At 42.5% G+C, this 14,203-nt stretch carries 9 protein-coding genes and 1 pseudogene; 5 read left to right on the forward strand and 5 right to left on the reverse strand.

Going from position 1 to position 14,203, the window contains the following annotated elements; genetic code table 11:
• Positions 1 to 35: 35 nt before the first annotated feature.
• Positions 36 to 941, reverse strand: a complete 906-nt coding sequence (gene gltC, locus AC5WOE_RS18455; RefSeq protein ID WP_496051295.1) for a glutamate biosynthesis transcriptional regulator GltC — start codon at positions 939 to 941, stop codon at positions 36 to 38.
• 161 nt (positions 942 to 1,102) lie between these two features.
• On the opposite strand from gltC, the gene gltB reads away from it, so the two are divergent.
• The 3 genes from gltB (at position 1,103) to AC5WOE_RS18470 (ending at position 7,912) form a co-directional block, all read left to right on the forward strand.
• Positions 1,103 to 5,605 (forward strand): glutamate synthase large subunit, encoded by a 4,503-nt coding sequence (gltB, locus tag AC5WOE_RS18460; RefSeq protein WP_496053204.1) that lies wholly within the window; start codon positions 1,103 to 1,105, stop codon positions 5,603 to 5,605.
• Between the two features lie 15 nt (positions 5,606 to 5,620).
• Positions 5,621 to 7,075 (forward strand): glutamate synthase subunit beta, encoded by a 1,455-nt coding sequence (locus tag AC5WOE_RS18465; protein WP_496051297.1) that lies wholly within the window; start codon positions 5,621 to 5,623, stop codon positions 7,073 to 7,075.
• A gap of 372 nt (positions 7,076 to 7,447) precedes the next feature.
• On the forward strand, positions 7,448 to 7,912 hold the full coding sequence (locus AC5WOE_RS18470) for a hypothetical protein (RefSeq protein WP_496053205.1): 465 nt from the start codon (positions 7,448 to 7,450) through the stop codon (positions 7,910 to 7,912).
• Positions 7,913 to 8,453: 541 nt separating this feature from the next.
• On the opposite strand, the pseudogene AC5WOE_RS18475 reads toward AC5WOE_RS18470, so the two are convergent.
• Both AC5WOE_RS18475 and AC5WOE_RS18480 read right to left on the reverse strand, forming a co-directional pair.
• Positions 8,454 to 8,984, reverse strand: a pseudogene (locus AC5WOE_RS18475) (MmyB family transcriptional regulator).
• 156 nt (positions 8,985 to 9,140) lie between these two features.
• On the reverse strand, positions 9,141 to 9,305 hold the full coding sequence (locus AC5WOE_RS18480; protein ID WP_496053206.1) for a hypothetical protein: 165 nt from the start codon (positions 9,303 to 9,305) through the stop codon (positions 9,141 to 9,143).
• A gap of 129 nt (positions 9,306 to 9,434) precedes the next feature.
• Here AC5WOE_RS18480 and AC5WOE_RS18485 point away from each other — a divergent pair, with 129 nt between their 5' ends.
• Positions 9,435 to 10,496, forward strand: coding sequence for a zinc-binding dehydrogenase (locus tag AC5WOE_RS18485; RefSeq protein WP_496053207.1), 1,062 nt, complete (start codon positions 9,435 to 9,437; stop codon positions 10,494 to 10,496).
• A 17-nt stretch (positions 10,497 to 10,513) separates the two neighbouring features.
• On the forward strand, positions 10,514 to 11,212 hold the full coding sequence (locus AC5WOE_RS18490) for an SDR family NAD(P)-dependent oxidoreductase (RefSeq protein ID WP_496053208.1): 699 nt from the start codon (positions 10,514 to 10,516) through the stop codon (positions 11,210 to 11,212).
• Positions 11,213 to 11,410: 198 nt separating this feature from the next.
• Here AC5WOE_RS18490 and AC5WOE_RS18495 read toward each other — a convergent pair whose 3' ends face one another.
• Together AC5WOE_RS18495 and mgtE are read right to left on the reverse strand one after the other, a co-directional pair.
• On the reverse strand, positions 11,411 to 12,628 hold the full coding sequence (locus AC5WOE_RS18495) for a glycosyltransferase family 2 protein (protein WP_496053209.1): 1,218 nt from the start codon (positions 12,626 to 12,628) through the stop codon (positions 11,411 to 11,413).
• Between the two features lie 108 nt (positions 12,629 to 12,736).
• Positions 12,737 to 14,080, reverse strand: coding sequence for a magnesium transporter (mgtE, locus tag AC5WOE_RS18500; RefSeq protein ID WP_496051303.1), 1,344 nt, complete (start codon positions 14,078 to 14,080; stop codon positions 12,737 to 12,739).
• Positions 14,081 to 14,203: the final 123 nt, after the last annotated feature.

Raw genomic sequence — 14,203 nt, forward strand, 5'->3', positions numbered from 1 at the left:
GCTCCTTTCGAAAAGGAAATCTATCTATTTTATTTCTAGCTGTTAAATTCATTTAGTCTGGAGAAGAAGAGGGTAACAAAGTTATAAAACAATTGTTCCGATGGTGGGAGTTTGCGATTTTTTGGGATCACAATCCCTACATTCCTCGTCAGATTTGGTACGTGAATAGGAATTTTTGCAGTACCTCTTGGAACATTATCGATCAAAGTAACCTCAGGAAGCAGGGTGACACCTAAACCTGTAGCTACTAGTCCCTTAATCGCATCAATATCTTCTCCTTCAAAGGAAATATTGGGTGAAAAGCCTACTTTGGTACAGGCATCGATCACAATGTCCCGCAAAATAAAACCAGTTGGAAACAGAACAAATGAGTCGTTGCGCAATTCGTCAAGATGGATAGATGCTGCATCTGACATGGGATGACTAATCGGCAAGAGGGCTATGATTTTTTCTAAAAAAAGAATTTTTCCTTCGATTTGTTTTTCGTCGGTAGGAATAGGGCCGAGAAATGCTAGATCGATTTCTCCTTTATTTACCGCATCAATTAAGTGTTGATAACTCCCTTGTCTCAGTTGAAAGCCGATATGGGGATATTGATCCCGAAATGCAGAGATGACTGTCGGTAAAGTATGTGCAGCTAAACTACTTGGAAATCCAACCCGTATCGTTCCTTTTTCTGGATCGAGGAACTCGTCCATCTCTTGTTTCGCATTAGCGATGGCCCTCACAGCCGCTTTAGCATGATGTAAAAATATCTTCCCGATGGGTGTAATTCTTATATTTCTACCTTCGCGGATAAATAGTTGAACACCGAGTTCTGCTTCTAAATTCGCAATTTGCCTACTGACAGCAGATTGTGCCACATGTAATGCTAAGGCAGCATCCGTTACATGTTCACGTTCTGCTACCTCGATAAAGTATTGAATCTGCCTTAACTCCATACTAAAACCTCTTCCTTTTCAAATCCATCTCATTTTGCGATCGTTTCTATCTTAAATATATATTGTTTGCATCGGTTTGAAAATATAAGATAAGTATAAAATTTATAGAAAATAATTCTAATTTGAGATAGGTTGACATCTTCGAAAAAGGAGAGGGAAGCATGCAGTATCCTCAAAAACAAGGACTATATGACCCCAAAAATGAACACGATGCGTGCGGAGTAGGGTTTATTGCGCATTTACAAGGTCAAGCGACACATAAAATTGTTGAGCAAGGGATTCATATGTTGACAAAGCTGCACCATCGAGGTGGAGTAAACGATGGTACTGGTGATGGTGCAGGGATTTTAATGCAAATTCCGCATCTTTTTTTTCAACATGCATTCCCATCTTTACCAAAAATGGGCCACTATGGAGTTGGAATGGTCTTCTTCCCCCAAGAGGAAAGCGAACGGAACAAATGGGAGAAAAAACTAGAAGCTCTGATTGAACAGGAAGGGCAGCAAGTTATCGGTTGGAGAGATGTTCCGACTGATCCTTCTACCTTAACTACGATAGCCCGAGAGAATTCTCCTGTTATTCGACAAGTAGTCATTGGACGAGCAGGAGAAATAGACCAGTTAACATTTGAAAGAAAACTATATGTGATTCGGAAACAGTATGAGAAATTGGTGAACAACGATGTTTATGTTGTCAGTTTATCAAGTAGGACGATTGTATACAAAGGATTGTTGACAGCATTTCAGCTGGGTTCTTTCTATTTAGATTTACAAGATGAAAGTTTTACATCTGCCTTTTCTATGGTGCACAACCGTTTTAGTACCAATACCTTCCCGAGTTGGAAGCGTTCCCACCCCTATCGTTATCTCTTGCATAATGGAGAAATCAATACATTACGAGGTAACGTGAATTGGATGTTTGCCCGGGAAAAATCATTTGCCTCCGATTTATTTGGAGATGACTTAGAAAAAGTTTTACCAGTGTTAGATATGGATGGAACAGATTCAGCTATTTTGGATAACTGTTTTGAGTTCTTAGTATTATCGGGACGTTCTCCAGCCCATGCTGCAATGATGATGATTCCGGAAGCTTGGGAGAAAAATGAGGAAATTGTAGACCCGGTTCGTGCTTTCTATGAGTATCACAGCAGTGTCATGGAACCATGGGATGGACCAACAGCAATTGCCTTTTCAGACGGTACACAGATCGGGGCGATTTTGGATCGCAATGGACTTCGTCCAGGAAGATACTGTGTAACAAAAGATGACTACATTGTATTTTCTTCGGAAGTTGGTGTGATCGACATCCCTGAAGAAAACATTCGGTATAAAAAACGTTTACGCGCTGGTCAAACATTATTGGTAGATTTGGCAGAAGGCCGGATTATCGGAAACAAAGAGTTAAAAGAACAAGTAGCGAATCAACTCCCTTATCGAGACTGGCTCATGCAAAATCTTATTTCTTTAGAAGATATCCCGGCTCGAAATGTAACCCAGAAGCTGGATAAAGACACGTTGTTTGTCATGCAGAAAACAAATGCTTACACATGGGAAGAACTGCATAAGAATTTGTTGCCGATGGTGACTGAAGGCAAAGACCCGATTGGTTCGATGGGAAGTGACACCCCCTTAGCTGTTTTATCAGAACGCCCGCAACTTTTATATAACTACTTTAAACAATCTTTTGCCCAAGTGACTAACCCTCCGATTGATGCGATTCGAGAAGCTTCGGTTACTTCAACGACGTCCTTATTAGGCGCCGAAGGCAACTTGATGCAGCCTCATTCGCGGGACTGTCAAAAAATTCGGCTGGAAACGCCCGTGTTGTCTGATGTTCAGCTGGGGCAGATTGCTAATCAGTCCTATTCTGCTTTTCGAACAGAAACCATCCCTATGCTTTTTTCTGTCTCTCAATTAAATGTGGAAGAAGCGATGAAAGAATTATTTTCTTTGGCAGATCAGGCAATCGAAGATGGCAAGTCTCTGTTGATTCTCTCAGATCGTCAAATGAACGAACAAATGGCTCCTATTCCAGCGTTGCTGGCGGTAAGTGGTTTGCATCATCATTTGGTTCGCCGTGGTACAAGAACAAAAGTAAGCATTATTGTCGAAACTTCAGAAGCCCGGGATGTGCATCAATTATCCATGCTGATCAGTTATGGAGTAGATGCTGTCAATCCATATCTTGTGTTTGCAACACTTGAGCAAGCGATTGCAGATGGGTCTATCAAAGGGATGGGACTGAAGGAAGCTGAAGGTCGTTATATTCAGACCGCTACAGAAGGAATTGTAAAAGTGATGTCTAAAATGGGGATCTCTACGATTCAAAGTTATCGCGGCGCGCAGATTTTTGAGGCAGTAGGGATCGATGAGCAAGTACTTGATTATTATTTCACTCGTACACCTTCCCAGTTAGGAGGGGTTAATCTTGAAGTGATCGCCAAAGAAACGGCTCTTCGTCATACAAAGGCTTATGAATCTTTGGCATTACAAATGAGAGATTTAGAAGCTGGCAGTGATTTTCAGTGGAGAAGAACAGGGGAATCTCATGCCTTTGCGCCCCAGACTATACACACGCTCCAGCAGGCATGCCGGAAAAATGACTATACCTTATTTAAAAAATATACAGAGATGGCGAATAAAGAACAACTCATCTTTTTGCGTCATTTATTAGATTTTAATTCTTCGCTGCCAAGTGTTCCTCTCGAAGAAGTCGAGTCAATCGAATCGATTGTCAAACGATTTAAAACAGGTGCGATGTCATTTGGAGCGTTAAGCCAAGAGGCACACGAAACATTGGCTATTGCGATGAACCGTCTCGGTGGAAAAAGCAATAGTGGGGAAGGAGGAGAACATCCTTCCCGGCATACGGCCGATAAAAATGGAGATTCCCGTTCCAGCAGCATTAAGCAAGTAGCATCAGGCAGATTTGGTGTTTCAAGTGATTATTTGATTCATGCCAAAGAGATTCAAATCAAAATGGCGCAAGGTGCCAAACCAGGAGAAGGTGGACAGCTGCCAGGTTCCAAAGTGTATCCTTGGATTGCGAAAGTGAGAAATTCCACACCTGGAGTAGGACTTATCTCCCCGCCTCCACACCATGATATTTATTCCATCGAAGATCTAGCAGAATTGATCTACGATCTTAAAAATGCCAATCGCGATGCTCGAATAAGTGTCAAACTGGTAGCGAAGGCTGGAGTAGGTACAATTGCAGCTGGGGTAGCCAAAGCGATGGCTGATGTCATCGTAATCAGTGGTCACGATGGTGGTACTGGTGCCTCTCCAAAATCGAGCATGAAACATGCTGGCTTACCATGGGAATTGGGACTAGCGGAAACTCACCAAACATTATTGTTAAATAACTTGCGAGATCGAGTGATTTTGGAGACGGATGGAAAACTGATGACAGGTCGCGATGTCGTGATGGCCGCAGTCCTTGGAGCAGAAGAATTTGGTTTCTCTACTGCACCACTTGTTGTTATGGGTTGTATCATGATGCGCGCATGTCATTTAGATACTTGTCCAGTTGGGATAGCTACCCAAAACCCAGATTTGCGGGGACGGTTTACAGGAGATGCTGATCATGTTGTTCATTTCATGCGATTTATCGCCCAAGAAGTACGAGAAATCATGGCTTCCCTCGGTTTTCGTACACTTGACGAAATGGTAGGAAGAACAGATATATTGACAGCTGGACTACGTCATCAGCAGCATTGGAAAGCGAAATACCTAGATTTATCCTCATTGCTTTACCGTCCAACAACAGATGCAGAAGTGGGCAACTATCATCAGAAATTAAGAGATCATCAATTGGAAACAACAATGGACATCAAAACATTACTTCCTTTAAGTGTGAGTGCTTTGCAAGAGGGGCGGGCAGTCCATGCGGTGCTTCCAGTAACCAATACCAATCGGGTTGTCGGGAGTATTCTCGGTAGTGAAGTGACGAAGAAATATGGAGTAAAAGGGCTCCCTGATCATACGATAAATTTCCATTTTCAAGGTTCAGCAGGGGTGAGTTTCGGGGCATTTGTACCAAAAGGTATTACGTTAACACTTGAAGGTGATGCCAACGATTACATTGGTAAAGGACTTTCTGGAGGGAAAGTGATCGTTTATCCATCTCGAAAAGCGTCTTTTGCTTCGCAAGATAATGTAATCGCAGGAAATGCAGCCTTTTATGGAGCGACATCAGGAGAAGCATTTATCAGTGGAATAGCAGGTGAACGCTTTGCCGTTCGCAATAGCGGTGTTCATGCCGTTGTCGAAGGTGTCGGTGATCATGGCTGTGAATACATGACAGGTGGACGGGTTGTGATCCTTGGATCGATTGGGAAAAACTTCGCAGCAGGTATGTCTGGTGGAATCGCCTATGCATTTTCAGATGATATAAAAAACTTCAGCCAGAATTGCAACCGTGAAATGGTTTTATTAGAGTCGGTAGCGACAGAAAAAGAGTTGGTGGAAGTAAAACAATTGATTCAAAAACATGCGCAATTCACAGGAAGCGAACAAGCAAAACAAATCTTAAATAAGTGGGAGATGATGACAGAGAGATTAATTCGCATTATCCCCAAAGAATATAAGCAAATTTTGGAAAGACAAGCAGACGAAAAAACAGAGGAAGTAACCCTTATTCCACAAGCTTCTTCATTTAACTAAGAGGAGGGAAGACAGTTGATAACGGTTAAAAGAGAAGATCCCAAAGCGAAAAATCCATTAAAACGCCAGCAGAATTGGGGAGAATATTATCTTCCCTTCTCAGAAGAGAAACTAAGAGCCCAAGGATCAAGATGTATGGATTGCGGAACACCTTTTTGTTCAACCGGTGCATTTGTCAGTGGAAGCTATGGTTGTCCGTTGTTTAACCATATTCCTGAGTGGAATGAGTTAGTGGCAAAAGGAAACTGGAAAGAAGCACTGAATCGTCTGATGATGACGAACAATTTTCCTGAGTTTACAGGACGTGCCTGTCCTGCACCCTGTGAAGGTGCTTGTACGGTAGCTCTTCATGATTCCGCTGTAGCGATCAAAAGTATCGAACAAGCGATTATCGATAGAGGCTTTAAAGAAGGATGGATTGTTCCCCAGCCACCTGAGAAGTGTACCGGGAAACGTGTAGCAATTGTGGGCTCGGGTCCAGCAGGTTTAGCTGCTGCTGACCAACTAAATAAAACAGGTCATCTAGTCACTGTCTTGGAAAAAGCAGATCGAATCGGTGGTTTGCTGATGTATGGGATTCCAAATATGAAATTAGAAAAACAGGTGGTTCAGCGTCGTGTTGATTTGTTGACACAAGAAGGAGTCCAGTTTGTTACCAATACCGAGCTAGGAAAAGATGTGACGCTCCAGCAACTTCAAGCAGATTATGATGCGGTTATTCTCTGTACGGGTGCTCAAGTTCCGAGAAAATTAGAGGTAGAAGGAGCATCTGCCAGAGGTGTACATGTCGCGATGGATTATCTCACACAGTCTACGAAACACGTATTAGATGAGCGTTCGCCATTGAGTCTGTCTGCAAAGGGTAAAGATGTCATCGTGATCGGAGGAGGAGATACAGGAGCAGACTGTATTGCCACAGCATTGCGTCAAGGGTGCAAAAGTGTCGTGCAGTTTGGCAAACATGCCCAACTTCCGCAAGAGCGGGCAGAAGATAATCCATGGCCTGAATTCCCTTATGTTTTCACCTTAGATTATGCGTATGAAGAAGCAAAAGCCAAGTTTGATACTGATCCTCGGAAGTACTCTGTCATTACGAAAAAGATTGTCAGTGATTCAGCAGGTCAAGTAAAAGAGGTGCATACCATTGAAGCGAGAGTGATCAAGAAGAGCAGTGGGCAAGTCTATGTCCAAGAACTTGTTGGTACAGAAAAAGTTTGGCCTGTTGACCTCATCCTCGTAGCGATCGGATATGCAGGAGCAGATGAGAAGTTAATGGATCAACTTGGTGTAGTACATGAAAACAAACTTGCCAAAGCGGAATATGGAGAGTACAAAACCAACATCGATGGGGTTTTTGCTGCTGGAGATATGAGAAGAGGACAGAGTTTGATCGTATGGGCAATTCACGAAGGACGAGAAGTAGCGCATGAGTGTGATAAATTTTTGATGGGGACTTCTCAATTGCCATAAGAAACATAAAACAGGACTACTTTCATTGTGAGTAGTCCTGTTTTCGTTTATATTGATAATCTTCCAGCAGGTCTTGTTCAGGTAATCGTTCATACGATGATTTTGTTTCACAACCAAAGCATATCGATGAGCAACACATACCAAACACCATCAAGCTGGGTCAACATAATCATGTCGGTCGTGTAGTCTGTGTTTTCCTGACTCACTTGTTTCTCCTTTGCCTCAGTCCCGAATGGGCAATTTTCATTATAAATCATACATTCGCCTACCAGAGCATTTATTTGTTCTAATCAAACTATTTTCTAATTTTATGGGTATAATGGAGTAGAGAAGGAAGAAAGCCTTTTCCTCGAGAATGAAAGGCGCACGAAAATGCTGATTGAGACCGACAATTTCGAGAACATCGTCACCAACGAAGACGTAGAGGTCATCGAAGACAACTTCAAGAAGATTGATACCTCCAAGGAGGTGAAGATCTACGGAAACAACTTCGACGAGATCATCGCCACCACTATCAAGTATCGTGGAAGGATCGAATTGAGTCGTGAGCGGCTCATCCAGATGGCTCGGGGTTCGGAGCTTCAGTACGGAAAAACGGTGCTCCGCCGGGAGGGCAACACCCGCCGGGAGGGCAACACCTGGACCCTAACGGGTTTGGAGGGCACCAATCGAATCCGAATCCTCAAGGAGGACAAACGCCTCCACATGGAGTATGTGAAGGGGAGCGGCCGCAACTCCAGCGGACCCGTGACCAACGTCAACGTGGGTGGCACTGTGGGCATCATGGCGCCGCACGTCTCGAACAGTACTGTGATCGTCAATGGGCGTCGGCGATAAAATCACCGACGACTCGTTTCGCCTAAAATGGCGGAACTGGAGTCTTTTCGTGCGAAAAAGCGGCTAGGGAGTCTATCTCAAGTCGCGACTAAGGAGCTGCATTCGCAGTTCGCCCCGCTTGTTTGAGTGGGGAATAGGCTTATCGATAAGCCATCTGTCGGGTGATCTTTCCCAAGTGGTTAGGTCACCCGTCTCCGCTTTTATCCCATTTTTCATCTAACTAATGAACAAAGATAATAGAACGTAACCTTATATATCCTTTCACCACCACCGTCGTTGGTGGTTTTTTGATGTACGGGACGCGAATCCTATGGCAACGGAGTTTCCGTAGTAGTCTGAGGACTGGAAAGCCGTCTACATGGAAAAGGTAAACGGGTGTTTCCCGTTTACCAGAGCATAATTACGTTTGTTTTTTGATTCTAACACTGTTTGAATAAATCGTTGTACATCGGCTTCACTATGTACGGCTGGTGACGCATATCCATGCTGTACTTTTTTCAAATCCTCTTTTTGGTTTGCAAAGTGGGGGTAAAATGTTTTGTCAGTTATTGTTTTCCCATACTTGCTTAAGTTTTATTAATTTTTCTTTTGTATCTGTTTTTTCATCAGGTGTGTACACATTTAAAATGATATCTTGATGTTCTGCCATTAAAAATGTATTGTACTCTAGACTCAATAATCCTGCTCTAGGATGCAAGACACCTTTTTTTCCTTCAGGTATACCGATTACTTCGTGTTCTTCCCACCAATGCTTAAATTCCAAACTAGCAGCCTTTAAATTTTCAACGATTTCTATATACCATGGATCGTCAATATTTTTCGTATACTAAGTCCGAAATTGAGCCAATAATCGTTTCGCCATAGATTCCCAATCGAAAAACAAATTGCGATAGGTTTGATCTGTAAACATTCTCCAGATTAAATTTCTACCTAACTGATCCATATTCGAAAAATCTCCAAAAACAGCACAAGCCATCCGATTCCAAGCAATTACTTCCCAATGATTTCCTACTATGTATGCCGGACAAATTTGTAGATCATCCAGCATCATTTGCAGAGACGAGGAAATCACTTGTTCTTTTGAAATGTTTTCTTCTTTGGTTAACCAAGAGGCAGCCAAGGTAAATAAGTAGTTCTTCTCATCATTATCCAGCTGCAATGTTCTGGCAATACTTTCTAAAACCTGTTCCGATACCTTTATTTGTCTGCCCTGCTCCAAATACGTATATCAAGCTATGGAAACGCCAGATAAAGCGGCAACTTCTTCTCTTCTAAGCCCTTTTATTCGTCTTCTAGTAGATTGTTGGGCTAAACCCACTGCCTGTGGTGTTAAACGCAACCGGCGTGATCTTAAAAAATCTGCTAGTTCCCTATGCCTTGGTGATTGATTCACAAATGAGGACCCCTTTTAGACTGGTAGTCGTACTACTACCATTGGCAATATGATAAGAAACTCTCTCCTTCTTATTATATCTAATGTCCATTAACATAAGCCTATACCAAATAGGAAGGGAGATTTCTCATGCAAGCAGCTATTTTACATCAAGTAAGTACTCCATTAGAAGTGAAAGAACTTCCCACACCGTCCTTACACACTTCTAGTGTTCGGATACGTGTATTAGCAACGCATATTCTTTCTTTTACTAACCAAGTGGTGGGGGGACAATTTCCATTTGCTTTACCAACACCATACACGCCAGGACTATGTGCAATAGGAATAGTGGAAGAAGTAGCGGAAGATGTGACGGATATCAGGATTGGACAAAAAGTATTTTGCAGTCCACTCATTTCCTCCAGAAATAACACTACGAACCCAGAGCGGATTTTAAAAGGCTGGATTGGTTTGACTGCTAATTGTGAGAACTTATTAAACCAATGGAAAGAAGGTACATTTGCCCAGCAGGCTGTTTATCCAGTTGAATGTGTTACACCGATTGACCATATCAGTCATTACGACGATGCTCATCTCGCTTGTATGTATTATTTAAGTATTGCATATGGTGCTTTTCTGCGGAGCAATTTTTCTCCTGGTCAATCTGTCGTCATCAATGGTGCAACAGGTAATTTAGGGACTGCTTCTGTACTCGTCGCTCTAGCACTGGGAGCATCCAAAATTTATGCTGTTGGAAGAAACATAGATGTCCTTCAATCCATTTCAAAGTTAAATCCAAAACGTATTCAAAGCATCCCTTTACCAGATCAGGAAGGGGATTATGAGACTATATTTGCTTCTAATATTGGAGAAGCAGATGTCCTCATTGATGTTGTCGGGTTAATGAATCATTCATCACTTGTAAATGCAGGATTATCTATATTAAAACAAAAAGGAACGGCTGTATTTGCTGGAGGTGTATTAGTAGATATTCCTCTGTCTTACCTTACTGTTCTCACAAAAGAACTTACGATTACAGGGTCTTCCATGTATCCCAATGATGCACCTGCGGAAATTGCCAGCCTAATTCAAGCGGGATTATTGGATATTACTGCATTTCAACCAAATACGTATCCATTGCATGATATTAATCACGCTATTGCAGAAGCAGCTACTGCTCGTGGACTTCATTTTAGCATCCTAAAACCATAGGAATAGAGGCGCATGGGATGAGTGACAAAGTTATTCTAATAACTGGTTCAACAGATGGAATTGGCAAACAGACTGCTATAGCACTAGCAGACAGAGGCTTTACGGTTCTTCTTCATGGCAGAAGTGCGGAACGTGGTGCTGCTGTATTGGAAGAAATTCAAAAACGTACGGGAAATAAAAACTTAAAATATTATCTTGCTGATTTTTCTTCTCTTATGGAATTATATCGAGTTGCAGATCAAATAACCAAAGATTACCCTACTATAGATATATTGATTAACAATGCTGGCATCGGGAGTGGCAATTTAAACGATCATCAAAGAAAATTCAGCCAAGATGGATATGAATTGCGCCTTGCAGTCAATTATTTAGCACCATTTTTATTAACCAATCTTTTGCTTCCAAACTTAAAACAATCATTGTCAGCAAGAATTATAAATGTGTCTTCCGTTGGACAAGATCCCATTGATTTATCCAATATCATGTTAGAACAGAATTATTCTCCTTTTCATGCTTACAAACGCAGTAAACTGGCACTTACCGCATTTACATTTTTATTAGCAAAAAAATGTGCTGATTATCCCATAACAGTAAACTGTCTCCACCCTGGTTCCTTACTCAATACAAAAATGGTACGAGAGAGTAAAGTCCTGCCATTGGGTCGTGTTAAAACTGGTGCTGATGCCATTTTACATCTTACCCTTTCTCCAAACTAGAAAAGGTAACGGGAGAATACTTTGATAAGAAAACAAAAGCAAGGGCAAATTATCAAGCTTATGATGAAAAATTCCAGCTCGATCTATGGGGATTAAGTGAAAAACTAACAAAAGTACAAGAGATATAATTCCATAACAGAGGGCACCCCAGACTATGTCAACGGTCTGGGGTGTTTGTGCTCTATCCTCCAACGGGATTTATCGTTTCCAAGTGCCTGCTCCTCGTGTGAGCAGTGACCATAGCTTGACAGGAATCAGGAGAGTAGTGTGGATAGCTCCATACACTACTGTGAAGTGCAATGCGGCAGCCATCGACATTCCCTTGATGTCTCGAACTGCCGAGTAGGTGATCATCGCCCGAATGAGGATCATCAGCATGAGCGCCATCCCGCTTCCTGTATTACCCCACACCATCCATTCGACGAGGCAGAGGATGGAAGTGATTAGGAACAGAAAGGGGAAGATCATTCGGTTCACACCAGCCAGCAACGGGTACCAGCCAGCCTTATAAGCGGATCGAAGCGTCATCACGCAGTCCCGGTACTTGTCCCGGTTCCAGCGTGCCTGCTGCTGCAAATAGCCAGAAAGGGTTACAGGGACAGTGGTGGTGACGACAGCTTGATCAGCGTAGGCGATTCGGTACCCTCTCTGGATACAGAGGTTGGTAAGGTATAGATCATCACCATTCGTACACAATTTACCCTTGTACCGCTGGTTTTGGTAATCCTCCCAGACCTCTTCGAGGAAGGGAGTGGAGTAGAAAGATGCCGGACCAGGCACCAACCAGACGTATCCAAAAATGCTCTCGGACGCACGCTCAACGGATGTGCCAAGCGAGTAACGGATCACCAGCAGCCGAGTCATCCAGCTGGCAGCAGGGTTGGAAACACCCATATTTCCGCAGACTCCTGCCACGCCATCAAACATTTTCGCGAGGAAATGCTTGATAATGTGCTTGTTGGGAAGACAGTCACTGTCGACGAAGTAGATGTAACCGCAAGCCGTTTTGGCAAGCTGGAAGGCGCGGTTCTGTGCTCTGCGCTTTCCTTCATTGGGATGGCCAGTGATGACTGTCCAGTTAGGAAGATTGGCGTATTCCGAAAGTAGCTTCTCGAATTTTTCCCGTTTCTCTTCCTGACCCACTTTCCTGAAAGAGCCGTCATTGACGACGTAAACTTCTAGGAGGTGTTGTGGATAACGGAGTTTTTTGATCCTCGCTAGTGTCTTTCGAAAACTGTAGAGTTTCTCGTTGAAGACAGGAACAATAACTCCCACCTTAGGCAGCTCTGTAGTTAAATCATGAGGTGTTTCCTGTTCGATTGCTCTAAGGGTGTATTCCTGTGTGTACTGGTGCTGGTACACAGCATGCACCAGGCTTCCTGTGATGTACAGGAAAGCGAGCACTTGGGCTAGCATATTTTTCCCATCTAAAGAGGACGAGGACAGGTGATTAGTGAGCTTTACACTAATCGGTACCCTCATTATATGGGTTGCATAAAGGCTGGTAAATGTTTTCTTGCAAAATTAAACATGCAAAATCAATTGCGCAATCGAAAAGTAAATGATTAACCCAGTACCATCGACTAATGTAGAGATCAATGGACCAGAAACAACCGCTGGATCGATTTTTAAACGATGTAATAATAAAGGTAAAAAGGCTGAGACAAGAGATGACCACAGGACAATTGCTAAAGCGGATAAAGCGACGACATATCCGATATTTAACTCGACATGCAGCAACAGTGCACGAATATATGCGACAATCCCGAGACACACACCGAGCAGCACCCCTGTGAGAAGCTCTTTTTTAATCACGCGAAATACATCTTTAAAAGCTACTTCTCCAACTCCGAGTGCTCGTACCAGTGTGCTGACAATCTGTGAACCTGTATTACCACCTGTTCCAATTAACAAAGGGATAAAGAAAGATAGTGCAACTACCTGATTTACTGCATTTTGATAATGGGAAAGTACATTGGAAGTATAAGCACCGCCGATAAACAATACCAATAACCAGATGATCCGTTTATTGAATAACTGAAAACTGCTCGTCTTAAAATACGTATCTTCTAATGGCTGGCTTCCTCCTAATTTTTGAAAATCTTCTGTTGCTTCTTCTTGAATGACATCAAATACATCATCGACGGTGATAATTCCGACAAGTCTTCGTTCATGGTTGATGACCGGCAGCGCCATCAAATCATATCGGGATAAGATAATAGCTACTTCTTCTTGTTCCATTTCAGCAGGGACACAGACTACATCTTCAGTCACGATGTTTTCCAATTTCGTATCAGGTGAGGCGAAAATCAATTCTTTTAAAGAAACGACACCTACTAGAATTCCGCGGGTATCGGTGACGTAAATATAGGAAACGAGCTCTGCCTCATGACCGACTTTGCGAATATGCTGTAATGTCTGCTCTATATTCCAGTACGTTCTTGCAGAAATAAAATCAACTGTCATCAAACTTCCCGCAGTATTTTCTGGGTAGGTCATCAGTTGATTGATTTTTCTCCGATAGTCCAAAGGAAGCAGATCGAGTAAACGTTCTGCTTGGAGAGGATGGATGGCAAGCAGCATATCGACTACTGTGTCACTGGACATTTGTTTAAACAGAGGTGTGGAAAAGGAAATCGGTAAGTGCTGCAAAATATGATATTGCAACTCAGGGTCCAAGTATTCGATTGTTTCTGCGGCTAATGAGATCGGGATCAAAGGAAGAAGCTGTAACCGTTCTTCATGTTCTAATCCTTTGACTACTTCAGCGATGTCATAAGGTTGTAAGGGATTAAGTAATTCATATACATCTGTAGATTCGTCTTTAAGATTTATGCGGATTTGATCTTGTAACAGTGTATAATTCAAACCTAGATCCCTCCAAGTGAATAAGTCGGTCTTAGTATGTTCATCTTGGGCAGGTGGTATAAATGTGTGTTTATCAAATGATAGCTGAAGGGAAAAGAAAGATATAACTACAAAAAGGGGTGA

It is taken from the genome of Shimazuella sp. NTD248 (assembly GCF_059510395.1).

What these genes read in the sequence shown, in the direction of transcription:
- gltB (WP_496053204.1), top strand. Translation starts at nt 1,103, where the DNA reads ATGCAGTATCCTCAAAAACAAGGACTATATGACCCCAAAAATGAACAC.
- gltC (WP_496051295.1), bottom strand. Translation starts at nt 941, where the DNA reads ATGGAGTTAAGGCAGATTCAATACTTTATCGAGGTAGCAGAACGTGAA.
- AC5WOE_RS18490 (WP_496053208.1), top strand. Translation starts at nt 10,514, where the DNA reads ATGAGTGACAAAGTTATTCTAATAACTGGTTCAACAGATGGAATTGGC.
- AC5WOE_RS18495 (WP_496053209.1), bottom strand. Translation starts at nt 12,628, where the DNA reads ATGCTAGCCCAAGTGCTCGCTTTCCTGTACATCACAGGAAGCCTGGTG.
- AC5WOE_RS18485 (WP_496053207.1), top strand. Translation starts at nt 9,435, where the DNA reads ATGCAAGCAGCTATTTTACATCAAGTAAGTACTCCATTAGAAGTGAAA.
- AC5WOE_RS18470 (WP_496053205.1), top strand. Translation starts at nt 7,448, where the DNA reads ATGCTGATTGAGACCGACAATTTCGAGAACATCGTCACCAACGAAGAC.